This window comes from Planktothrix sp. PCC 11201 (genome assembly GCF_900009135.1).
Lineage (GTDB): Bacteria > Cyanobacteriota > Cyanobacteriia > Cyanobacteriales > Microcoleaceae > Planktothrix.
On sequence record NZ_LT797710.1, the window covers coordinates 649,271 to 668,681 of the forward strand.

The window sequence follows — 19,411 nt, forward strand, 5'->3', positions numbered from 1 at the left end:
TTATTTTTTTCCTTGCAATAAACCAAAACGAATCAGTCCCGTGTCATAGCCTCGACTCATCAGGGGTAAGGCTAGGGCGGCTTGAATTGTTGTGGGGCCACTCAAGAGCAAACCGACGATGGCATTTAGGTTAAAGGCGGAATCGATCACCGTATTCCAAAAGGGGGCTACGGCCTTTGACCAGTCGGCGGTTTGAATATGGTTAAACCCTTGAGCCGTGGCGATCGCTTCATATTCGGGCAAAGCAATCACATAGGGTAAAGCATAAACCCGATAAATTTCCGCTAAGTGTCGGCGTTCCTCCTCGGTGAGTTGTCCGGCTTTCCCCCCCAAGGGACGATGACACCAAGTAGCCATTAATAAGGTGCCGCCGGGTTTCAAGACTCGATAGGCTTCGGTGCAAAACTGAATTTTATTCGGGAAGTGTTCAGCACTTTCTAAAGACCAGACCAAATCAAAGCTATTGCTCTCGAACGGCATTTCTAAGGCATCGGCAACCAAAAACCGCGTTTTTTGCTGTAAATGAGCTTCTAGGGCGCGTTCTGTGGCTCTTTTAGCTTGGACGGAACTCAGGGTAATTCCGGTGACATCCGCTTGAAATTTGTCGGCTAAATATAACGAACTTCCGCCAATTCCACAGCCGACATCAAGCATTCGAGACCCTTGTAACTCCTCTTGGTTTGTTGGAGTTAGTCCCCAATTTAGAAATTCTTCAATTAGGTCAATTTGAGCTTGACGGCGTTCTTTTTTCAGGGTGCCATCAGATCCATAATATCCATGATGCAGATGTTCTCCCCAAATTTTCTCCCACAAACCGGAGGAAGAATCATAGAAGTGCTGAATTTGTTGATAGAGTGTTGAGTTCATCTGAATCAAAAGAAGAATTTTTGAGTCATGCCATTAGGCAAGCCTCTCTACAGTATGATTCTATTTATTCCGAATTGTCTTGTCACTTAACTTAAAGACTAACCCTAATCTCCCATGACCGTATCTCGAACAATTGGTTTAGGTTTCCTGGCGGTAATTGCCGTTGGGACAATATTGCTGATGCTGCCCTTCTCCTTGAGTGACGGAACTTGGGGTAATCCTCTAACCGCTTTATTTACCGCCACTTCTGCGGTTTGTGTGACCGGGTTATCCGTGGTGGATGTGGGCAAATTTTACTCGTTTTGGGGTCAGTTTATTTTAATGGTGCTGGTTCAGGTGGGAGGGTTAGGATATATGACTGTCACCACTTTTTTATTATTGGTATTAGGTCGAAAGTTTCGGCTCAAGGATAAATTAGCTTTACAACAATCCTTAGATGCTTCGGGAATCGCGGGAGCCGTTCCTTTATTAAAATCTATTGTGGCAACCACCGCTATCTTTGAATTAACCGGGTTTTTTCTATTATTATTCGTATTTGTTCCTGATTTGGGATGGAATCAGGGATTATGGTTTGCCCTATTTCATAGCTTAAATGCCTTTAATAATGCGGGTTTTGGTCTGTTATCTGATAATTTTATGAGCTATGTTCATTCTCCTTTATTAAACTTTGTAATTACGTTTCTGATTATTTGGGGAGGGATGGGCTATCAAGTTATTCAAGAACTTTATTTATGGATTCGGAATCGTTTTTCTAGATATCCCCTGCGTCGAGACTTTTCCATTCACTTCCGAGTTGTGACTTCTACAACAATCTTTCTATTAGTCTTAGGAACGGTTTTATTATTCTTTACTGAACATCGAAATCCAGGAACCTTAGAACCCCTTAATTTTCCTGATCAAGTGATGGCGGCTTGGTTTCAATCGGTCACAACTCGAACCGCCGGATTTAATACGATTAATAATGGAGCATTAACCGTTGGCGGGTTATTTGTATCGATCATTTTGATGTTTCTGGGTGCGAGTCCAGGGGGAACTGGAGGCGGGATTAAAACCACAACGATTCGGATTTTATTTAATGCTGCCCGGTCAGCTTTACAAGGACGAGAAGAAGTGATTTGTTATAAACGCCAAATTCCACTGCCTTTAATTTTAAAAGCAATTGGAGTTTTATTGGGTTCATTTATAGTAATTTGTCTTTCGACAATTCTGATCTCTTTAAGTCAACCGGAAATTGATTTTGATCCCATTTTGTTTGAAGTTATTTCTGCCTTTGCTACGGTGGGGTTATCAACGGGAATTACAGCTAGTTTAACCCCCTTGAGTAAACTAATTATTATTACTACAATGTATGTGGGACGGGTTGGGGTACTGTTGTTAATGTCGGCTATTTTAGGTGATCCTAAACCCACGTCGATTGACTATCCTGAAGAAAACCTTTTAGTAGGATAAACCACTCAAATTTTACTCTGCTTGCAACAACCATAGATAATATGAACTTCTCATCTTGGAATTTTTTACGCAATCTCAGAACTGAAAAAAGACAATTTGCTGTGATTGGATTAGGTCGGTTTGGAAGTGCCGTTTGTTCAACCCTTCATGCTAGTGGTTATGAAGTTCTAGCCGTTGATAAAGAAGAAAAACGCATTACTTCCGCATTAGGTGAGCAAATTGCTTCCCATGCGTTGCTGTTAGATTCAACGGAAACCTCTGCACTTCGAGAAGCCGGAATTTTAGAATTTGATACGGTAATTGTGGCTGTGGGTAGTTTTTTAGCCGAAAGTATTACCACCACTTTAAACTTGAAAGAAGGGGGTGTTCCCAGTGTCATTGCTAAGGCATCTTCGGCAACCCATGCTAAATTATTAAATAAAGTTGGGGCAGATCTAGTAGTATTTCCAGAACAAGAAATGGGACAACAATTAGCCCGACAATTGACTCGCCCGCGTTTACTGGATCAGTTTGAACTGGATGCGGAACATAGTATTGTAGAAATGATTGTTCCTGATGAATTTGATAGTAAAACCATTGCTGAATTAGAACTCCGTCGTCGCTATGGATTAAATCTTTTAGCGATTAAAAATGAAGGGGATAAAATGGAAATTAATCCCCTTTCTAATCGAAAACTCTACAAAGGAACTATGATTGTTGTTGTCGGTTCTAATCAGGATATTAATCGTTTAGCGGGTTAGAATTGATCCTCGATTAATTCTCCGGTGGATTCTGTTGAGGGATGATTTTGCCTAAACTTAAATCGTCTAAATCTATCCCTCTTAAACCTTTTTGTTCTAGTTGGTTAAATAATCGAGTTAATTGATACCAAACTAATCCGGCCATTAACACCGTTAAGGGAATAGAAAACCCATAGGCGAATGTTTCTGAAAAGGCAAAAACTTCTAAACAGGAAGCCAGAAAAATACAAATTCCTAACCCAACTCCCAGAAAGGGAAACAGAATAGGAAAGCCCCGCAGGTTAGCGAGATTACGACTCGAACGATTTTTTGACCATTCTTTTAACAGTTGTTTAAGATTCACAACAAAAGCCGTACAACAGGTTATTCCAATGAATAAACCCCCAAGGAGCAAAACTAAAGGCGGATTAGCAGAATTAAACATAAATCAGTCATCAGTTAACAGTCATCAGTTATCAGTGTAAGAGTCATCGGTAATCAGTTATCAGTGATCAGTCATCAGTTAACAGTTAATATTTGTGGGCTAAAAACAGTTAACTGGTACGGGCGGGTTCATCGAGATGCGCGGTGATTAACAAATATCTAAAAGAACCCGCCCCTACAACTAATAACTGTTAACTAATAACTGATTACTGATAACTGATCACTGATAACTGACTAATCGCTCCCCAAGCTGCATCAAATAAACGACTGGGTTTTAAATCCGGTTGAATTAAAGTCCATAACCGTTGAACTTCTGTGGTATGCAGACGATCATCTTCGGTTAAAGCCGAAATAATTTGACGGCGGAGGAAATCTCCTTCATCAGACATTAAATATTTTAATCCTAATTGAGCCGTAGGTAACAGATCAAAATTCCGATCTGATCGGGCGATCGCAATCATATTTTCTAATCTTTGCCATTGTAATTTCCCATCTTTAAATAGGACTTCAATTAAACGACGTCGCAGGGCTGGGGTTTCACCATTTAATAATCGACGGGCGACGTAGGGATAGGCCACATCCACAATTTTGAAATCGGGATTCAAACTCAAAGCAATGCCTTCTTGAGTCACCAAAGAACGAATAATTAAGGCAAATTGGGCGGGAACTCGGAAAGGATATTCATACATTAATTCCGAAAAACTATCGGTAATGGTTTTAAAATTAAAGTCCTTAACGCTCGTACCGATGACATCCCCCAATACCATTTCCAAGGCGGGAATAATCGGTTGAATATTGGTTTCAGGAGACAAAAACCCTAATTTAACGAAATCAAGTGCCAGTTGATCATAGTCCTTATTAATCAAATGCACCACGGAATCCACTAAGGTTTCCTTTGTATTCTGTTGCAACTGATCCATCATCCCAAAATCAATAAATGCCATGCGACCATCGGGCAGGACAAATAAATTTCCCGGGTGCGGATCGGCATGAAAAAAACCAAATTCTAATAATTGTTTTAAACCACTGGTCACGCCAATTTCAATCAAGGTATCCCGATCTAATCCAGCGGCTTTAATTCGTTCGGTATCGGTTAATTTAAACCCATTAATCCACTCTAAAGTTAAAACACAAGTGGTGGTGTAGCGCCAATAAATCAAGGGGACTTTGACATGAGGATCATCTGCAAAATAGGTGGCAAACCGTTCCGCATTCCGACCTTCATTAATATAGTCAATTTCCTCGAATAACTTCACCCCAAATTCATCCACAATCAGGGTTAAATCATGTCCTAAATTCAACGGCAGCCAAGGAGAAAGCCATCCCGCCGCCCAACGCATTAAATATAAATCTAAGGTTAAAACCGGTAATAAATTCGGCCGTTGTACCTTGACCGCGACTTCTTCCCCAGTTCTGAGTCGGGCGTGATAAACTTGACCCAAACTAGCAGCGGCTATAGGTTCTGGAGAAATTTCCCTATAAATACTGTCTAAATCCTGATCTAATTCCGCTTGAATAATTGCCATTGCCTGATCGTGATTAAAGGGTGGCAATTGATCCTGAAGTTTGGTTAATTCCTCTAAGAAATCTTTTCTAATTAAATCGGGACGGGTAGAAAGGGCTTGGCCGACTTTAATATAGGTTGGGCCTAAATCCGTGAGAACGTGACGCAGGTGGGTAGCCCGTTGGGGGGTATGTTCCACGTCCCCATGTTGCCATTTATCCCACAATAACCCCAAAATAAACCCGGTGAAATACCAAATCACCATAATTGTCCGTCCGATGGCTAACCAGGGGCGACGACGATGGTAGCGGGCAATTTCCTCTGGGTCATAGCGTCGTCTGGATTTGACTTGCTGTGGGTTCACGTTTGTTGTATTCCTCCTAGTGGTCAGATTTTTAGAATTGGGATCGAAAACAGGAATTGTGAATTTTTTTATCGTTTTGTTACTCAATAGTATACAAACAATCGCACCACAAAGACGCGACCACCGCAGGTTTCTACAATTGCGGGATTTGAGTCAATCCTTCTTTGATGGCGGTAATCACCTGATCTTGCTGTTCTGGGGACAGTTCGGGAAATAGGGGCAAAGATAAGACCTCCTGACAAACCCTTTCCACAATGGGGAGTTGATGGGCTTGATAGCCTAAATTTTGATAAACCGGTTGCTGATGGAGGGGAATGGGATAATAAATCATAGAACCAATTCCCTGTTCTTGCAGGTAGTTTCGCAGATAATCCCGTCGTTTGAGGGAGGGTAATGGGTAATATTCTCCTGCTCCCCCTGCTCCCCCTGCTCCCCCTGCTCCCCCTGCTCCCCCTGCCTCCCGGTGCTCTGTTTGTACCCGGATAGTGTATTGATTCCACACACTCTCGCCAAAGGTAATGTCTTGGGGTGTAATAATTTCAGATAGGGGATAGAGTAACTGATGATACCGTTTGGCGAGGGTGTGCCGTTGTTGATTCCAGGTATCGAGATAACGCAGTTTGATCCGTAAAATCGCCGCTTGTAGGGCATCTAAACGACTATTAATCCCAATGGTATCCGAACGATAGCGGGTGGATTGACCATGTTCTTTGATGATTCTCATGGCTTTGGCCAGGGCTGGATCTTGGGTGGTTACGGCCCCACCATCGCCACAGGCGCCTAAGTTTTTCGTGGGGAAGAAACTAAAACAGCCGATATCTCCGATACTGCCGACTTTTTGCCCTTGCCAAGTGGCCCCGGTAGCCTGGGCGCAGTCTTCAATTACCACTAAATCATGGGATTTTGCCACGGCCATTAATCGGGTCATGTCCATCGGTTGACCAAATAAATGGACGGGGATAATAGCTTTGGTTTTTTCGGTAACAGCGTTGGGGATTTGTTCAATATCGAGATTAAAGGTTGTAGCATCAATATCGACAAATACAGGTGTGGCTCCCACCGCACTGATCATTTCTGCCGTGGCGATAAAGGTAAAGGGGGTGGTAATCACTTCATCCCCTGGGCCAATATTCAGGGCGCGGAGGGCCAAAAATAGGGCATCGGTTCCCGAGTTACAGGCAATGGTTTCCCGAACCCCAATATATTCTCCAAAGTCTTGTTCAAAGGCTTCGACCGTTGAACCTCCAATATAACGACCGGAAGCTAAGACCGCTTGCACACAAGCGCTGACTTCATCCTGAATGGTTTTGTACTGTAGGCTAAGATCGAGCGGGGGGACTGTATTCACGTTTGACACCACCAAGTAAAATTGAAATTGGGTTCGCTACTAGAGGAACGTTTTTTTGATTTTCTTAGATTTTACAGACTAGGGTACTTTTCTTTGGACAAATTGCGATCGCAATTGCTGTTATTTTTGCAAAGGGTCAAAGGGTCACGGTTATTCCCTATGGTTTTTGGCGATTAAACTGGTAGAATTATTTAGAGTTGAGTCTTAACTCTGTTGCAAAAACTTGCAGTTTATTACATTTATTAACTTATGTCTGAATTTCAGGATTTTTTAAGACGAAAAGTTGCCTACGTTGCCATCGGCGAATTCAAACCGGGTAAATTTAAAGAAGCTCAAACATTATTTGAACAAGCGGTAGCTACCTATAAAGAAGGTTTTCAAGGAGCTTATTTACTTCAAGAACCGGGAACCGATAAGGGAATTGCTCTAATTTTCTGGGAGGATATTGGTGATATGGATACTTCCAATAACCACACCGAAGCCTATGAAGCTATTATGAATGAAATGTCATCCCTATTTGTCAAAGCCCCGACCACATCTTTTTATGAAGTCAATAGTGCCATTCATTTAGAACAATTGGCTGAATCATTGTTGAAATAAAACCCTAATCAGTTTCGACAAATTAAAATTTCTACACCCGCACCAACCCGCTCAGGCGGGTTTTGTAGGTTAAATATTACCACCCCATGGTTCCCTGTTCTCCCTTAAATGGGCCCACAATATTTTGAGTAATCCAACCGCCATAAAAATCCCCTGTTTGGGCTTGAACTAATTCTTCTCCCACATAGCAAGCGTCCATGAAACTAGCATAAAAACTATAATAATTTTGAATATCAATAAATTCAGGAACTGGACTTAAATAACTCCAAGCCGCATTAACAGCTTGTTTGTCACCAACCGTAATATTATAATAACTACAAGCTCCTTTCCATTCACACCAACTTCTGCGAGAAGTTTGTTGTAAATATTCTAATTGAATATCTTCGGGCGGAATATAATATACGGGAGGATGGCTGGTTTCTAAGACTCGTTTTGCTCGTTGGGTTTCTGCTAGAATAATCCCATTAAATATTACTTTAATCGGTTGGTTGACATCTTCCAAACGAGGGGGACGGGGATAATCCCAAACGGATTCTTGACCGGGTTCGGGGGGAATGGGGATAGGTCGCATTCTGATAATGTTTTATGGGTTTTACTGAGTTGTATTTTTACATATTTTAGTGAAAATTTCAAACTGGTTTTTATAGAATACCTAGATTAAAGAGCGATCGCCCATTCTTGACACAATTCAACCCACTTGCTATAATTACTCAAGGAAGTATTGAGGTTAAAGTCAACAATGATTGCTAATCCTAAACCTTTAATCAATCTGGTTAATAAAGTTAAATATGAAGTGGGTATAAAAAAACTGCCAAAGGGTAATTATCATGCCTTTGTTTTAGACTATCCGAGTGTACGAGTAATTGCGAATAGTCAAGATGAAGCGATTAAAGAATTATCTCAGCGGCTCCAAAATTTTTTAAAGTATACGGAAATTATTAATTTAGAAATTGAACTTCCTAAACGTGAAGATCCTTGGATGAAATTTGCAGGAATGTTTAAAGATGATCCTCTGTTTGATCAAGTTTTAGAAGCTATTCAAGATTATCGCAATGAAATTGATGCAGAGGAGGAGGAATAACGATGAATTTATGGGTATTAGATACAGATCACATCTCTTTGTTCCAGAGAGGGAATTCCCAAGTGATAGAGAGACTTAGTAACATTAACTCTGAGCATCGTGCGGTTACTATTATTACCGTAGAAGAATCACTGAGAGGATGGTTAAAAACAATTAAGGATGCCAAAACAGTTGATAAGTTAGTAAAAGCCTATGCAGACTTGAAAGAAACAAGAGAGTTTTTCAACACTATTTATGTCCTTGATTTTGATCAAGACGCTGGCAATTATTATACAGAATTAAAACGTCAAAAAATTAGGATAGGAACACAAGATTTAAAAATTGCTTCTATTGTCCTATCTCAACAAGCAATTTTAGTCACTCGTAACCGCCAACATTTTGAAAAAATACCCAATTTATTGATACAAGATTGGACGATTTAATCATTAACTTTCTGCAATTCGATCTAAGCGTTCTCGAATAGCCAAATTAAAGAGCGATCGCACCGACATCCATAAGCCAAATAGGGATAAAACCAAGACAAAAACCGCCCATCCTTGATAATTTCCAATTAATAAAATCGCTCCAGCAACTAAAGTAAATCCTGTCCAACAGATATAAATTAAAGTTTTAATCGCTAAATTAATTCGTCTTAAAGCGCGATCGCTTTCCACAGACCTGACCCGAATTTGTAACTCTCCTTCCTCCAAACGTTCTTCTAAACGACGAATTAACACCTCTGATTTGCTCGGTTGTTGTAATCTAAACTTAATAAAATCTCGCGCCTGTTTTGCTAACTCTCCGACTAAATTACCCCGTCCTTGAGAAATAGTCAAACTCTTAACAAAAGGTTCGGCGCAAGCAACTAAACTATATTTAGGATCTAAATTTCTCGCCAAACCATCTAAAGTAGTTAAAGACTTTAAAATAAACATCATTTGAGCGGGTAAACGGAAAGGTTGTTGCTCAAACATGATATAAATTTCTTCTTTAATTTGATTGAACATCTGAAAATCAACAGGTTTTTCCGTAAATTCTTCCAATAAAAACTTAACCATTTTTCTAACAGGTTTCATATCAGATACAGGCTCAATTAATCCAATATCAACTAAAGTCGTTAACACCACATCGGTATCTTTTTTTAACACGGCAAAAAAGGCTTTAATCATCTGATCCTTAGCCAAGGCTTTTACTTCTGCCATCATGCCAAAATCATAAAAAATCAAATTTCCATCAACACTAACGGCAATATTTCCCGGGTGAGGGTCAGCTTGGAAAAAACCATCCTGAAGAATTTGTTTTAAATAACAACAAATCCCCAACTGATTGATCCGTTTAACATCAATTCCATAGGCAATTAATTGATCTCGATCATCAGCTTTAATTCCAGGTAAATATTGCATCGTTAAAACCTTATGGGTAGTATACTTCCAATAAACTTTAGGAACCAAAATACCCGGATAATTTTTAAAATTTTCTCTAAATCTTTCGGCATTTTTACCTTCTTTTATATAATCAATTTCTTGATATAAAATCATAAAAAACTCATTATATAGCTCATCTAAGTTATAAAGTTTTGACCAGCTAAAATGCCGCTGACAAAACTGAATGATTCGCCGTACCGCTTGTACATCTAAATCAAATAGTTCTTTTAAACCCGGGCGCTGAACTTTAACAATGACATCCTCGCCCGTGTGCAGTCTGGCTTTATGAACTTGTCCTAAACTAGCGGCAGCTAGGGGTTGTTCATCAAAATCTCGATATAATGTAAATAAAGAATGACCTAATTCCGCCTCAATAATAGCGACGGCTTCATCGGTACTAAAAGCAGGAACTTGATCCTGTAGTTTTTCCAATTCTTCAACATATTCCAGGGGTAAAATATCGGCTCTTGTTGATAGAGCTTGTCCTATTTTAATAAAAGTTGGCCCTAACTCTAAGAGAGTTTTAACTAACCAAATGGCTCGTTTTTGTTTCTGTTGATTGGTCTGATTTGCTAAGGTTTTATCCCACCACAAAAAGAACATAAACGACCCGCAGGCAGTAAATACATCTAATTGTCTCGTCAATGGAGAATATCGAGTTTTTTGCCAACGCAGGGGTTTAGAATCAATGGGTGTAAGCATGGGAAATCTGAGATAAGAATAAATAGAATTTTAATGGTTAGAAATAGGCTTGTATGATCCTAATTTCAAGTTTTAATGGAGAACTTTCGAGCTAAGGCACTGCGAGGTAAAACACGCTGAACTTCTTCAACGGTGGTGGCTCCAGTTGTTACTTTTTCAATAGCGGCAATTCGGAAGGATAAAAAGCCTGTTTCATGTAAATAACGATGTAATTCTGTCAGAGTTCCTTCATAAATAATTTGACGAATTCGATCATCAACAGCCAATAATTCTACAATTGCTTCTCGCCCCGAATAGCCAGAATAAAAACAGTTAGAACAGCCTCGACCTTTGCGCCAACCGTCAGTTTTTACTTCTTTTAATTCTAACCCTAACAGGTCTAAATCCGTCGCCGTTGGGCTATAGGATTCCGCGCAGTGGGGGCAAACACGACGGGTTAAACGTTGTCCCACAATTCCTAATAAGGCATCACTAATTAACCCCGGATCGGGGCCAATATCTTTTAAGCGGGGAATCGCACCAATGGCATCATTTGTATGCAAGGTTGTTAATACTAAATGACCGGTTAATGCAGCACGAATAGCGGTATCTGCCGTATCTTGATCTCGAATTTCTCCCACCATAATAATATCAGGATCTTGTCGTAAAATAGCGCGTAATCCGGCAGCAAAAGTCATCCCGGCTCGTTCATGAACTTGGGTTTGAGTAATACCTGATAAGATATATTCAACCGGATCTTCAACGGTGACAACATTAACATTTTCGGTGGCAACGGCTAATAAACTATTATAAAGGGTACTGGTTTTTCCTGACCCTGTGGGCCCGGTAAAAATAATCATTCCCTGGGGTTGACAGAGCCAACTTTTATAAATATTTAATGTGGTTTCCGAGAAGCCTAAATCCTGTAATCCAGAGAAAGGATTTTCTTGGGGTAATAATCGAATTACAGCCTTTTCACCCCCGACACAGGGCAGGGTACTAACCCGCATATCAAGGGCAACTTCTAAGTCTTGTCCTGATACATAATTCTCCCCAATTCTGCCATCTTGGGGGCGACGACTTTCGGCAATATCCATATTTGACATAACTTTAATTGCCACAATAACTTTACGTCCAATATCCGAAGGTAAGAGCGTAATATTGCGAAGTAAACCATCAATTCGATAACGAACTCTTAAACCCTCCTGGGAAGGTTCTAAATGAATATCACTGGCACGATTTCTTAAAGCTCCTGAAATTAAAGTTTTAATTCGAGTCAGTTGATCTGCGGCTTTTGATAAATATAATTCGGTGGTTTCACTAACGTTTTCCGATTCTAATTCTCCCGTTAATGGGTTAATTAAGGGGCTGGAAGTAATTCGATGGGGATCGAGATGTTGGGCATGATACCAAGCCCGATAACTCTTATCATCAATGGGGATAATTTTAATATCAGAAAAAGTGCGATCGCCCATCAGGGTAAGTGCGTCCATGGAGACTTCTACCGGACATCCCAAATAATAGCAATTTTGCCATAATAATAAGGGAATGACCGGGGGCAAAATATTTTTATCTGGAAATTCGCGAAAAAATCTAAAACTAACATCCCGATCCAATAATTTTAGATTCAAAATTTTTTGATCATCGACTAAATTTTTTAATGCTTGTTCACAGGTAATACTCTGATTTCTCAGTTGTTGCCAAGCGGATAAAACAGGTGTTCTTGCAGTCATAATAGGTTAACAATAGGATCAATATAATCCGATAGAAAATCGAGTCAATAAATACATCAGTTATCTAGTATAATTATACAGGTAAAGTATAGATTTTGAACTTAACTCTCCTTAAATCTGTCTTCTTTGTATCGTAAGTACACAATTGACACATAATAGAGAAGGAACTCCCATCTGACAATGTTATTCGCTCAACGGTTAAGCTTATGAAAAGACGCTCATTTCCTAAGATTTTGGTGATTGGTCTGGTCGTTTTGGGACTCCTGGGAATTGGGGGGGTTTATAAATTATCGGGTCAAAACCCGGCTGCTTTAGTCACAGGTAGCACAAAAACAGCACCAGAGGCGGCAATGTTTGTTCCTCGGACGGCTCCAGCGATGGTTTCATTATTAGTAAATCCCGATCGGTTAGAATCAGTGGGAAAGATTTTAACCTTTTCTCAAAAAAGTAATAATAATCGGATTCAACTGAACTCTATTAAAGAAAGTCTTTTAGCAAATACGGGGTTAAATTATGGGCGGGATATTCAACCATGGTTAGGGAATGAAATAACTTGGGCATTAATTACTCCCGATCTAGATCGGTTAGCTAATAATGGTCAACAACCTGGATATTTTGTCGCTTTATCAACCCAAAACTCAAAAAAAAGTCAAGAGATTTTAGATGAATTTTGGCAAAAACAAGTGGGTGCTGGTTTAGATATTATTCAAGATCAATATCGAGGGGTTAAACTCATTTATCGTCGTCCCTTTCAAGGAACAATTGATGATGCACCGACTTTAGTTATGGCTACAATTAATGATCGCTTTGTGTTATTTGCCAACTATCCTAAAGTGATGAAAGAAGCCTTAAATACGATACAAGCGAATCTCAATTTAAGTCAATCTGAATCCTATCAAAAAGCCTTACAAGAATTAAAACCTGGGGGAGTGGGATTTGGATTTTTTAATTTAGGAGATTGGCAATTAGTAACTGACCCAACAGACGAATTTGTTGGTCAAAAACCGAGTTTAGCCGTATCTTTAGGGATTAATTCTCAAGGATTATTAGCGGAAACAGCGTTAATTGCTACCGTAGAGGAAGATACAACCCAACCATCTCCAGCTTTTTCTCAACCCGTAGAAGCATTAAACTATATTAGTTCTAATAGTCCGTTATTAATTGCAGGAAAAGACTTAAATCAACTCTGGACAGATTTCTCTGCTATTGTTGCAGCTAATAAACCTTTAGAACAATTTATTACCCAACCCATAGCCGGAATTAAAGCTCTATGGGGTTTAGATTTACCTCAAGATATTTTTAGTTGGGTGACAGGAGAATATGCCTTAGCGGTAGTTCCCCATAGTAAGGAAAAATGGGATTGGGTGTTTGTAGCAGAACGTCCAGAAAATGCTAATCTAGCCATTGAAAATTTAGATAAAATAGCGACAGAACAAGGCTATAGTTTGGGATCATTTAATCTTAATAATAATACCCTTTCAGCCTGGACAAAGTTAACCCCTATGGTTTTGGAGAAAAAAGATAAGGCCAAAACTCAAACTAGATTAATTGAAGCCACTGCAAAAGGAGTACATTCAACCATAGGGAAATATGAAATTTTTACAACTTCTGTAGAAGCAATGGATGAGGTTTTAGGATTGTCAACAACGGAAAATCTGATTACTAAAGATCCCGATTTTAAGGCTAGTATTGAAGTTTTACCTCAAATCAATGATGGTTATTTCTATCTCAATTGGCTAACCAGTCGCAATTTCCTGAATCAACAATTCCCCTTGTTTAAGTTAGTGGAACTTTCAGCTAAACCGTTTTTTGATAATTTGCGATCGTTTACCATTAGTAGTAGTGATCGCGTGGGGAATGTTCAACACGCAACGGTATTTTTAAGACTGCGTTAGTTGCTCCCAGAAACCCTGTTTCTAAGAAACCGGGTTTCTGTCTAAACTGTAAATTTAAAATCAGAGGTTAAACGATGAACTTACTAAATCTTTCTCTCCCTGAGTCAATTCAAACTTTTGTTGAACAACAAGTTGCTAAAGGAGGTTATGGTAATGCTAACGAGTATATCCTAGATTTACTGCGTCAAGAACAAGTAAAAATAGAACGAGTTGAATCTTTATTATTAGAAGGGTTAGAAAGTGGTGAACCGATAGAGTTAACAGATGAATGGTGGGATCAAAAACGTTCTCAATTAATACAACATTTTCAACCAGAGTAATGTTCGTTTAGAGGAGTTAAGGAGATGGTCAGTTAAAGGATTTGAAAAGTATTTAATCTTTTATTTATCCTTTGAAGATCGGATTTTAATTGTTCGCATTCTTCACTCGACTAGAGATATTGAAAGAATTTTAAAAGAAGAATAACGGTTGACTATTCTTGATCAAAACAAGCGAGCGAGGACGCTCGCACTACTACAATTTAACGATTTAAAACCCGTTTTAACGCGGATAATAATAACAGAACATTTTCAGGACGGCTATTATATCCCATCAGTCCCACTCGCCAAACTTGACCCGCTAATTCTCCTAAACCATTGCCAATTTCAATATTATATTCCGTTAAAAGTTGACGAGAAATAGCTTTTCCATCCACTCCTTCAGGAATACGAACAGTTGTTAATGTGGGTAAACGATAATCTTCATGAACATGACAAACTAATCCCAAATCATGTAACCCCTCCCATAATAATTTAGCATTAGTTAGATGACGATTCCAACTCGCTTCTAATCCTTCTTGTGCTAAAATTCTGAGGGCTTCTCGCAAGGCATAATTCATATTAACCGGGGCGGTATGATGATAAACTCGATCCTGACCCCAATATTGAGAAAGCAGAGAAACATCTAAATACCAATTCGCCACTTTTGTTGGACGTTTTTTTAAGATTTCAACAGCCCGAGGACTCATGGTAAACGGCCCCAAACCGGGGGGACAACCTAAGCCTTTCTGACTACAACTATAGGATAAATCCACACCCCAAGTATCCAAAAATAGTGGCACACCCCCTAAACTGGTGACGGTATCTACTAATAGCAAACAATCAAATTCTCGACACAATTCTCCCAACCCTTCCAACGGTTGACGGGCGCCTGTCGAGGTTTCTGCATGAACTAGGGCCAACACCTTGGGACGATGGGTTTCTAACCCTTGCCGCAGTTCTTCTAAACTAAAAACTCGCCCCCAAGGTTTAACTAATTTTCGCACATCAGCCCCATAACGGCCCGCCATATCCACCAAACGATGGCCAAAATACCCCATCACCGCCACTAAAACCACATCCCCAGGTTCAACAATATTCGCCAGCGTTGCTTCCATAGCAGCACTTCCGGTGCCACTCATGGGGATAGTCATGGGGTTATCCGTTTGCCAAGCGTAGCGCAGCAGGGTTTGTACCTCGTCCATCAGTTGCAAAAAATAGGGGTCAAGGTGTCCGACGGGGGGCATGGCCAGTGCCTGCAATACCCGGGGGTTGGCATTGGATGGCCCCGGCCCTAACAATAGACGGGGCGGGAGATTCAATTCCGGGGGAATAATGCGGTTTTTATTATTAACGGAGGCAGAAACTGTATTCATAAAATTATTTTTGACTCAATACTATTATTATGCTGTAGGATGACCTTAATTGATGTTAAGAAGATTGACACTTTTCAGTTCAACTTAGAAAAAATCTGGCTTGTTTTGAACATTTTTGATTAATTTAAGGGGAGGCGATCGCTAATTTCAAGAAACTTTTAACCCCAGAATAAATAGAATTAATCTGGAAAACAGCACCTCCTAGAATGCCTTTTTATCCAAGTTCATAAAAATTGATTGATCGTAAAGTCATAGGAAAGCGGGCTAGGGGAATTTTTAAGAGAAAGTCTGAATCCGATCCGGTTTGGTGGTATGATGACGTCCTAAGTACCTTGAACACTGCCCTATCAGAAATTTGCCTTCGAGCGATGTTAAATCAACAACAGCTAACCATCGACGGCTCCAACTTAACAAAACTTATTCTTTTTTCTCAGATAACTTCGCTCAAGTCTATACAATATATTGTCGGTACGATTTTTTATAAATGTCTGGTTAATTAGCCAAAATCATTTTAATCTGAAAGATTAAATTGGCAACAACTCAAGCGAGGATAGGGTTGGAAGCGCTCCCGGCTAAGGGCGAGGCTGACTCATCCGTTGAATGTTTGAGAACAGTACCATATTCCAGGTTCCATACTGTCAAGATTCAGATAGGGAGCGACAAAGATCGAATGAGTGTAAAAGCAAGTGGTGGAAGCTCAGTTGCGCGTCCGCAACTCTATCAGACCGTACCCGTTGCAACCATTTCCCAAGCGGAGCAACAGGATCGCTTTTTGGGCAAAAGCGAACTCAGTGAACTGGCAACCTATTTCAGTTCTGGGGCGAAACGTTTAGAAATTGCTCAAATTCTGACACAAAATGCGGAATTGATCGTTTCCCGTGCTGCCAACCGGATTTTCACAGGGGGCTCCCCTCTGGCGTTTTTAGAAAAACCGAGTGAAGATCCAACACCCGAAATGGTGGCGGTTGGTGGCGGTAGCAGTAATGTCACCGAAGGCATGAAACTGGGAACGGTTTCCTATGCGGAGAGCCGCAGTAACAGCCTGTTGGATGGTTTAAAATCCATTTTTGCAGATACAGGATCGGGGCCAGCCGTATTTTTACCCCCGGGTTTTGGGCCGATTAACGTTTCTCGTTATGGCCCGGGGAACATGACCAAATCCCTGCGGGATTTAAGCTGGTTCTTACGTTACACGACCTACGCCATTGTCGCAGGTGACCCAAATCTAATCGCCGTTAACGTGCGGGGATTGCGGGAAATCATTGAAAATGCTTGTTCTAGCTCGGCGACTTTGGTGGCCCTGCAAGAAATGCGTCGGGCTGCTTTGGGCTATTTAAAAGCAGACAAAGAAGCTCAAGAAATTGCCCTGCAATACTTTGGTGTGTTAATCACCGAATTTGAAGCCGCCACTCCTGGGACAAAGGTTCGCCAACGTCCTAACAGTAGTGACCAACAAGGGTTAGCACTGCCTCAAATTTACTTCAACGCCGCCGAACGTCGTCAGAAGTTCGTAATGAAACCCGGATTGTCTTCCACGGAAAAAGAAGACGTGGTGAAAGCGGCCTATCGCCAAGTGTTTGAACGGGATATTACCCGCGCCTATAGCTTGAGCGTTTCCGACTTAGAATCCAAGGTGAAAAACGGCGAAATCTCTACCAAAGAGTTTATCCGCCGCTTAGGAAAATCTCCGTTGTATCGGAAAAATTTCTATGAACCCTATGTCAATAGTCGGGTGGTGGAACTGGCAACCCGTCACTTCTTGGGTCGGGGTTTAAGTTCTCCTGAAGAATTCACCAAATATTTCTCGGTTGTGTCCAAAGGCGGCTTATCTGCCCTAGTGGATGCGCTGGTGGATTCTCAAGAATATTCCGATTATTTCGGGGAGGAAACCGTTCCCTATTTGCGCGGTTTGGGTCAAGAAGCCCAAGAATGCCGCAACTGGGGGCCACAAATTGACCTGTTTAACTACAGTGCTCCTTTCCGTAAAGTTCCCCAGTTTGTGACTTTGTTCGCAGACTATAAACAACCTCTGCGGGATCAGCACGTTTACGGAACCGGAAATGATCCCCTGGAAATTCAGTTCGGGGCAATTTTCCCGAAAGAAACTCGCAATCCCAGTAACCGTCCGGCTCCCTTTGGTAAAGATACCAGAAGGATTCTAATTCGCAATGGGGCTGGAATTGATAACCAGTTGAGCAACCCGGCGGCCAGAGGTAACCATCCTGGATCTTTGGGGCCGAAGGTGTTCAAACTGGATCAACTGCCCGGGGGCTATATTAGCAGTCGGTTCAAGCGCAGTGGAAGTAGCAAAGGAACCAGTGTTAATTACTCGGAAACCTCTACCCAAGCAGTGATTACTGCGGCCTATCGGCAGGTGTTCGGCCGGGAACTGTATGAAGGTCAACGCCAAACCGTGGCGGAAATTAAGCTGGAAAACGGCGATATTACCGTGCGGGAGTTTATTCGCGCCTTGGCCAAGTCCGATGTGTTCCGTAAGATGTATTGGACATCGCTGTATGTGTGTAAAGCGATCGAATATATCCATCGCCGTCTGTTGGGTCGTCCGACCTACGGCCGTCAGGAAATGAATGCCTACTTCGATCTGAGTTCCAAGAAGGGCTTCTATGCTTTGGTAGATGCCATTCTCGATAGCCAGGAATATAACGAAGCCTTTGGGGAAGATACGGTTCCTTATGAACGGTATTTGACTCCCGGGGGTGTGTTCCTGCGGACGGGTCGGGTCGGTGCTTTTGCGGAGAAAAACCCGGTGGGAACCGCAGAAGTTACGCCTCGGTTTATCGAACTGGGTACTCCTGACCAAACCAAGGGTGAGATTGAGTTAGATAACCGTGTTGCTCAAGGTGTCAGCAAACGACGCCAACAAAGCAAGGTGTTCAAGCTGACGACCACTAGCGATAAAGTGGCGCTGAAAACTCTGATTCAAGCGGCTTATCGTCAAATCTTTGAGCGCAATATTGATCCCTATGTGAATAGAAATGAGTTTACCGCTCTCGAAAGTAAACTGGGGAACAATGAAATTAACCTGAAAGAGTTTATTGAGGCGTTGGGAAGCACTTCTCTGTATATCAAGGAGTTCTATACCCCCTATCCCAATACTAAGGTGATTGAGTTGGGAACCAAGCATTTCTTGGGTCGGGCTCCTCGTAACCAGGCGGAAATTCGGATGTATAACCAAATCCTGGCGACCGATGGGTTGAAAGGGTTTATTAACGCGATGGTGAACAGTGTGGAATACGCTCAACTGTTCGGGGAAGATACGGTTCCCTATCGTCGTTATCCGACTTTACCTGCGGCTAATTTCCCGAATACGGAACGGTTGTATAACCAGTTAACTAAGCAAAACGATGAGTTAGTGGTTCCCAGTTTTGAACCTGCGACTGCGACTGACCGCAGCTAAAATCAGTGATCAGTGATCAGTAAACAGTTATCAGTGCAAGAGTTAATAGTCAAGAGTTAGTTAACTGATAACTAATAACTGGTAGGGGCGGGTTCTTTTAGAGCTTTGTTGATCACCGCGCATCTCGATGAACCCGCCCCTACAACCGATCACTGATTATATCCCTCTGTGTTGCTATGGAGGGATTTTTGTTGCCAAATTATATAGCAATCCTATTTGAGTTGTATTCAAAA

Annotated in this window: 16 protein-coding genes; 8 read left to right on the forward strand and 8 right to left on the reverse strand. The window is 41.2% G+C overall.

Going from position 1 to position 19,411, the window contains the following annotated elements:
* A complete protein-coding gene (locus PL11201_RS22160) occupies window positions 1–867 on the reverse strand; it encodes a methyltransferase domain-containing protein (protein ID WP_079680998.1) in 867 nt (288 codons plus the stop codon).
* Between the two features lie 114 nt (window positions 868–981).
* Here PL11201_RS22160 and PL11201_RS22165 point away from each other — a divergent pair, with 114 nt between their 5' ends.
* Together PL11201_RS22165 and PL11201_RS22170 are read left to right on the forward strand one after the other, a co-directional pair.
* Window positions 982–2,316 carry a TrkH family potassium uptake protein gene (locus PL11201_RS22165; protein ID WP_079680999.1) on the forward strand — a complete coding sequence of 445 codons (1,335 nt, stop codon included), beginning with the start codon at window positions 982–984 and terminating at the stop codon, window positions 2,314–2,316.
* A gap of 41 nt (window positions 2,317–2,357) precedes the next feature.
* Window positions 2,358–3,056 (forward strand): potassium channel family protein, encoded by a 699-nt coding sequence (locus tag PL11201_RS22170; RefSeq protein WP_079681000.1) that lies wholly within the window; start codon window positions 2,358–2,360, stop codon window positions 3,054–3,056.
* Between the two features lie 13 nt (window positions 3,057–3,069).
* On the opposite strand, the gene PL11201_RS22175 is transcribed toward PL11201_RS22170, so the two are convergent.
* The 3 genes from PL11201_RS22175 to PL11201_RS22185 form a co-directional block, all read right to left on the reverse strand.
* Entirely contained in the window at window positions 3,070–3,480 is a 411-nt protein-coding gene (locus PL11201_RS22175; protein ID WP_079681001.1) for a hypothetical protein, read from the reverse strand.
* Window positions 3,481–3,685: 205 nt separating this feature from the next.
* Entirely contained in the window at window positions 3,686–5,347 is a 1,662-nt protein-coding gene (locus tag PL11201_RS22180) for an ABC1 kinase family protein (RefSeq protein ID WP_079681002.1), read from the reverse strand.
* A gap of 133 nt (window positions 5,348–5,480) precedes the next feature.
* A complete protein-coding gene (locus PL11201_RS22185) occupies window positions 5,481–6,695 on the reverse strand; it encodes a DegT/DnrJ/EryC1/StrS family aminotransferase (RefSeq protein ID WP_200816834.1) in 1,215 nt (404 codons plus the stop codon).
* A gap of 249 nt (window positions 6,696–6,944) precedes the next feature.
* On the opposite strand from PL11201_RS22185, the gene PL11201_RS22190 reads away from it, so the two are divergent.
* Window positions 6,945–7,295, forward strand: a complete 351-nt coding sequence (locus PL11201_RS22190) for an antibiotic biosynthesis monooxygenase (RefSeq protein WP_079681004.1) — start codon at window positions 6,945–6,947, stop codon at window positions 7,293–7,295.
* 76 nt (window positions 7,296–7,371) lie between these two features.
* Here the strand turns inward: PL11201_RS22190 and PL11201_RS22195 are convergent, their stop codons facing one another.
* Window positions 7,372–7,866 carry a DUF427 domain-containing protein gene (locus PL11201_RS22195; protein WP_079681005.1) on the reverse strand — a complete coding sequence of 165 codons (495 nt, stop codon included), beginning with the start codon at window positions 7,864–7,866 and terminating at the stop codon, window positions 7,372–7,374.
* Window positions 7,867–8,034: 168 nt separating this feature from the next.
* Between PL11201_RS22195 and PL11201_RS22200 the strand changes: the two genes are divergently transcribed.
* Window positions 8,035–8,376 carry a hypothetical protein gene (locus PL11201_RS22200; RefSeq protein WP_079681006.1) on the forward strand — a complete coding sequence of 114 codons (342 nt, stop codon included), beginning with the start codon at window positions 8,035–8,037 and terminating at the stop codon, window positions 8,374–8,376.
* 2 nt (window positions 8,377–8,378) lie between these two features.
* Window positions 8,379–8,798 carry a type II toxin-antitoxin system VapC family toxin gene (locus PL11201_RS22205; protein WP_200816835.1) on the forward strand — a complete coding sequence of 140 codons (420 nt, stop codon included), beginning with the start codon at window positions 8,379–8,381 and terminating at the stop codon, window positions 8,796–8,798.
* 3 nt (window positions 8,799–8,801) lie between these two features.
* On the opposite strand, the gene PL11201_RS22210 is transcribed toward PL11201_RS22205, so the two are convergent.
* Both PL11201_RS22210 and PL11201_RS22215 read right to left on the reverse strand, forming a co-directional pair.
* Window positions 8,802–10,481: an ABC1 kinase family protein gene (locus tag PL11201_RS22210; protein WP_079681008.1), complete on the reverse strand. Its 1,680-nt coding sequence runs from the start codon at window positions 10,479–10,481 to the stop codon at window positions 8,802–8,804.
* A gap of 65 nt (window positions 10,482–10,546) precedes the next feature.
* Window positions 10,547–12,193 carry a GspE/PulE family protein gene (locus tag PL11201_RS22215; RefSeq protein WP_144017852.1) on the reverse strand — a complete coding sequence of 549 codons (1,647 nt, stop codon included), beginning with the start codon at window positions 12,191–12,193 and terminating at the stop codon, window positions 10,547–10,549.
* A gap of 206 nt (window positions 12,194–12,399) precedes the next feature.
* On the opposite strand from PL11201_RS22215, the gene PL11201_RS22220 reads away from it, so the two are divergent.
* Both PL11201_RS22220 and PL11201_RS22225 read left to right on the forward strand, forming a co-directional pair.
* Window positions 12,400–14,088, forward strand: a complete 1,689-nt coding sequence (locus tag PL11201_RS22220) for a DUF3352 domain-containing protein (protein ID WP_079681010.1) — start codon at window positions 12,400–12,402, stop codon at window positions 14,086–14,088.
* Window positions 14,089–14,162: 74 nt separating this feature from the next.
* Entirely contained in the window at window positions 14,163–14,408 is a 246-nt protein-coding gene (locus PL11201_RS22225) for a ribbon-helix-helix domain-containing protein (RefSeq protein ID WP_079681011.1), read from the forward strand.
* 200 nt (window positions 14,409–14,608) lie between these two features.
* Here PL11201_RS22225 and PL11201_RS22230 read toward each other — a convergent pair whose 3' ends face one another.
* Window positions 14,609–15,760 carry a pyridoxal-phosphate-dependent aminotransferase family protein gene (locus PL11201_RS22230; RefSeq protein WP_079681012.1) on the reverse strand — a complete coding sequence of 384 codons (1,152 nt, stop codon included), beginning with the start codon at window positions 15,758–15,760 and terminating at the stop codon, window positions 14,609–14,611.
* A 670-nt stretch (window positions 15,761–16,430) separates the two neighbouring features.
* Here PL11201_RS22230 and PL11201_RS22235 point away from each other — a divergent pair.
* Entirely contained in the window at window positions 16,431–19,178 is a 2,748-nt protein-coding gene (locus tag PL11201_RS22235; protein WP_079681013.1) for a phycobilisome rod-core linker polypeptide, read from the forward strand.
* The last annotated feature ends 233 nt before the right edge of the window (window positions 19,179–19,411 follow it).

Bases quoted from the DNA above. Each gene is read 5' to 3' on its own strand.
- PL11201_RS22160 (WP_079680998.1), bottom strand. From the start codon at position 867: ATGAACTCAACACTCTATCAACAAATTCAGCACTTCTATGATTCTTCC.
- PL11201_RS22165 (WP_079680999.1), top strand. From the start codon at position 982: ATGACCGTATCTCGAACAATTGGTTTAGGTTTCCTGGCGGTAATTGCC.
- PL11201_RS22170 (WP_079681000.1), top strand. From the start codon at position 2,358: ATGAACTTCTCATCTTGGAATTTTTTACGCAATCTCAGAACTGAAAAA.
- PL11201_RS22175 (WP_079681001.1), bottom strand. From the start codon at position 3,480: ATGTTTAATTCTGCTAATCCGCCTTTAGTTTTGCTCCTTGGGGGTTTA.
- PL11201_RS22190 (WP_079681004.1), top strand. From the start codon at position 6,945: ATGTCTGAATTTCAGGATTTTTTAAGACGAAAAGTTGCCTACGTTGCC.
- PL11201_RS22195 (WP_079681005.1), bottom strand. From the start codon at position 7,866: ATGCGACCTATCCCCATTCCCCCCGAACCCGGTCAAGAATCCGTTTGG.
- PL11201_RS22200 (WP_079681006.1), top strand. From the start codon at position 8,035: ATGATTGCTAATCCTAAACCTTTAATCAATCTGGTTAATAAAGTTAAA.
- PL11201_RS22205 (WP_200816835.1), top strand. From the start codon at position 8,379: ATGAATTTATGGGTATTAGATACAGATCACATCTCTTTGTTCCAGAGA.
- PL11201_RS22210 (WP_079681008.1), bottom strand. From the start codon at position 10,481: ATGCTTACACCCATTGATTCTAAACCCCTGCGTTGGCAAAAAACTCGA.
- PL11201_RS22215 (WP_144017852.1), bottom strand. From the start codon at position 12,193: ATGACTGCAAGAACACCTGTTTTATCCGCTTGGCAACAACTGAGAAAT.
- PL11201_RS22220 (WP_079681010.1), top strand. From the start codon at position 12,400: ATGAAAAGACGCTCATTTCCTAAGATTTTGGTGATTGGTCTGGTCGTT.
- PL11201_RS22225 (WP_079681011.1), top strand. From the start codon at position 14,163: ATGAACTTACTAAATCTTTCTCTCCCTGAGTCAATTCAAACTTTTGTT.
- PL11201_RS22230 (WP_079681012.1), bottom strand. From the start codon at position 15,760: ATGAATACAGTTTCTGCCTCCGTTAATAATAAAAACCGCATTATTCCC.
- PL11201_RS22235 (WP_079681013.1), top strand. From the start codon at position 16,431: ATGAGTGTAAAAGCAAGTGGTGGAAGCTCAGTTGCGCGTCCGCAACTC.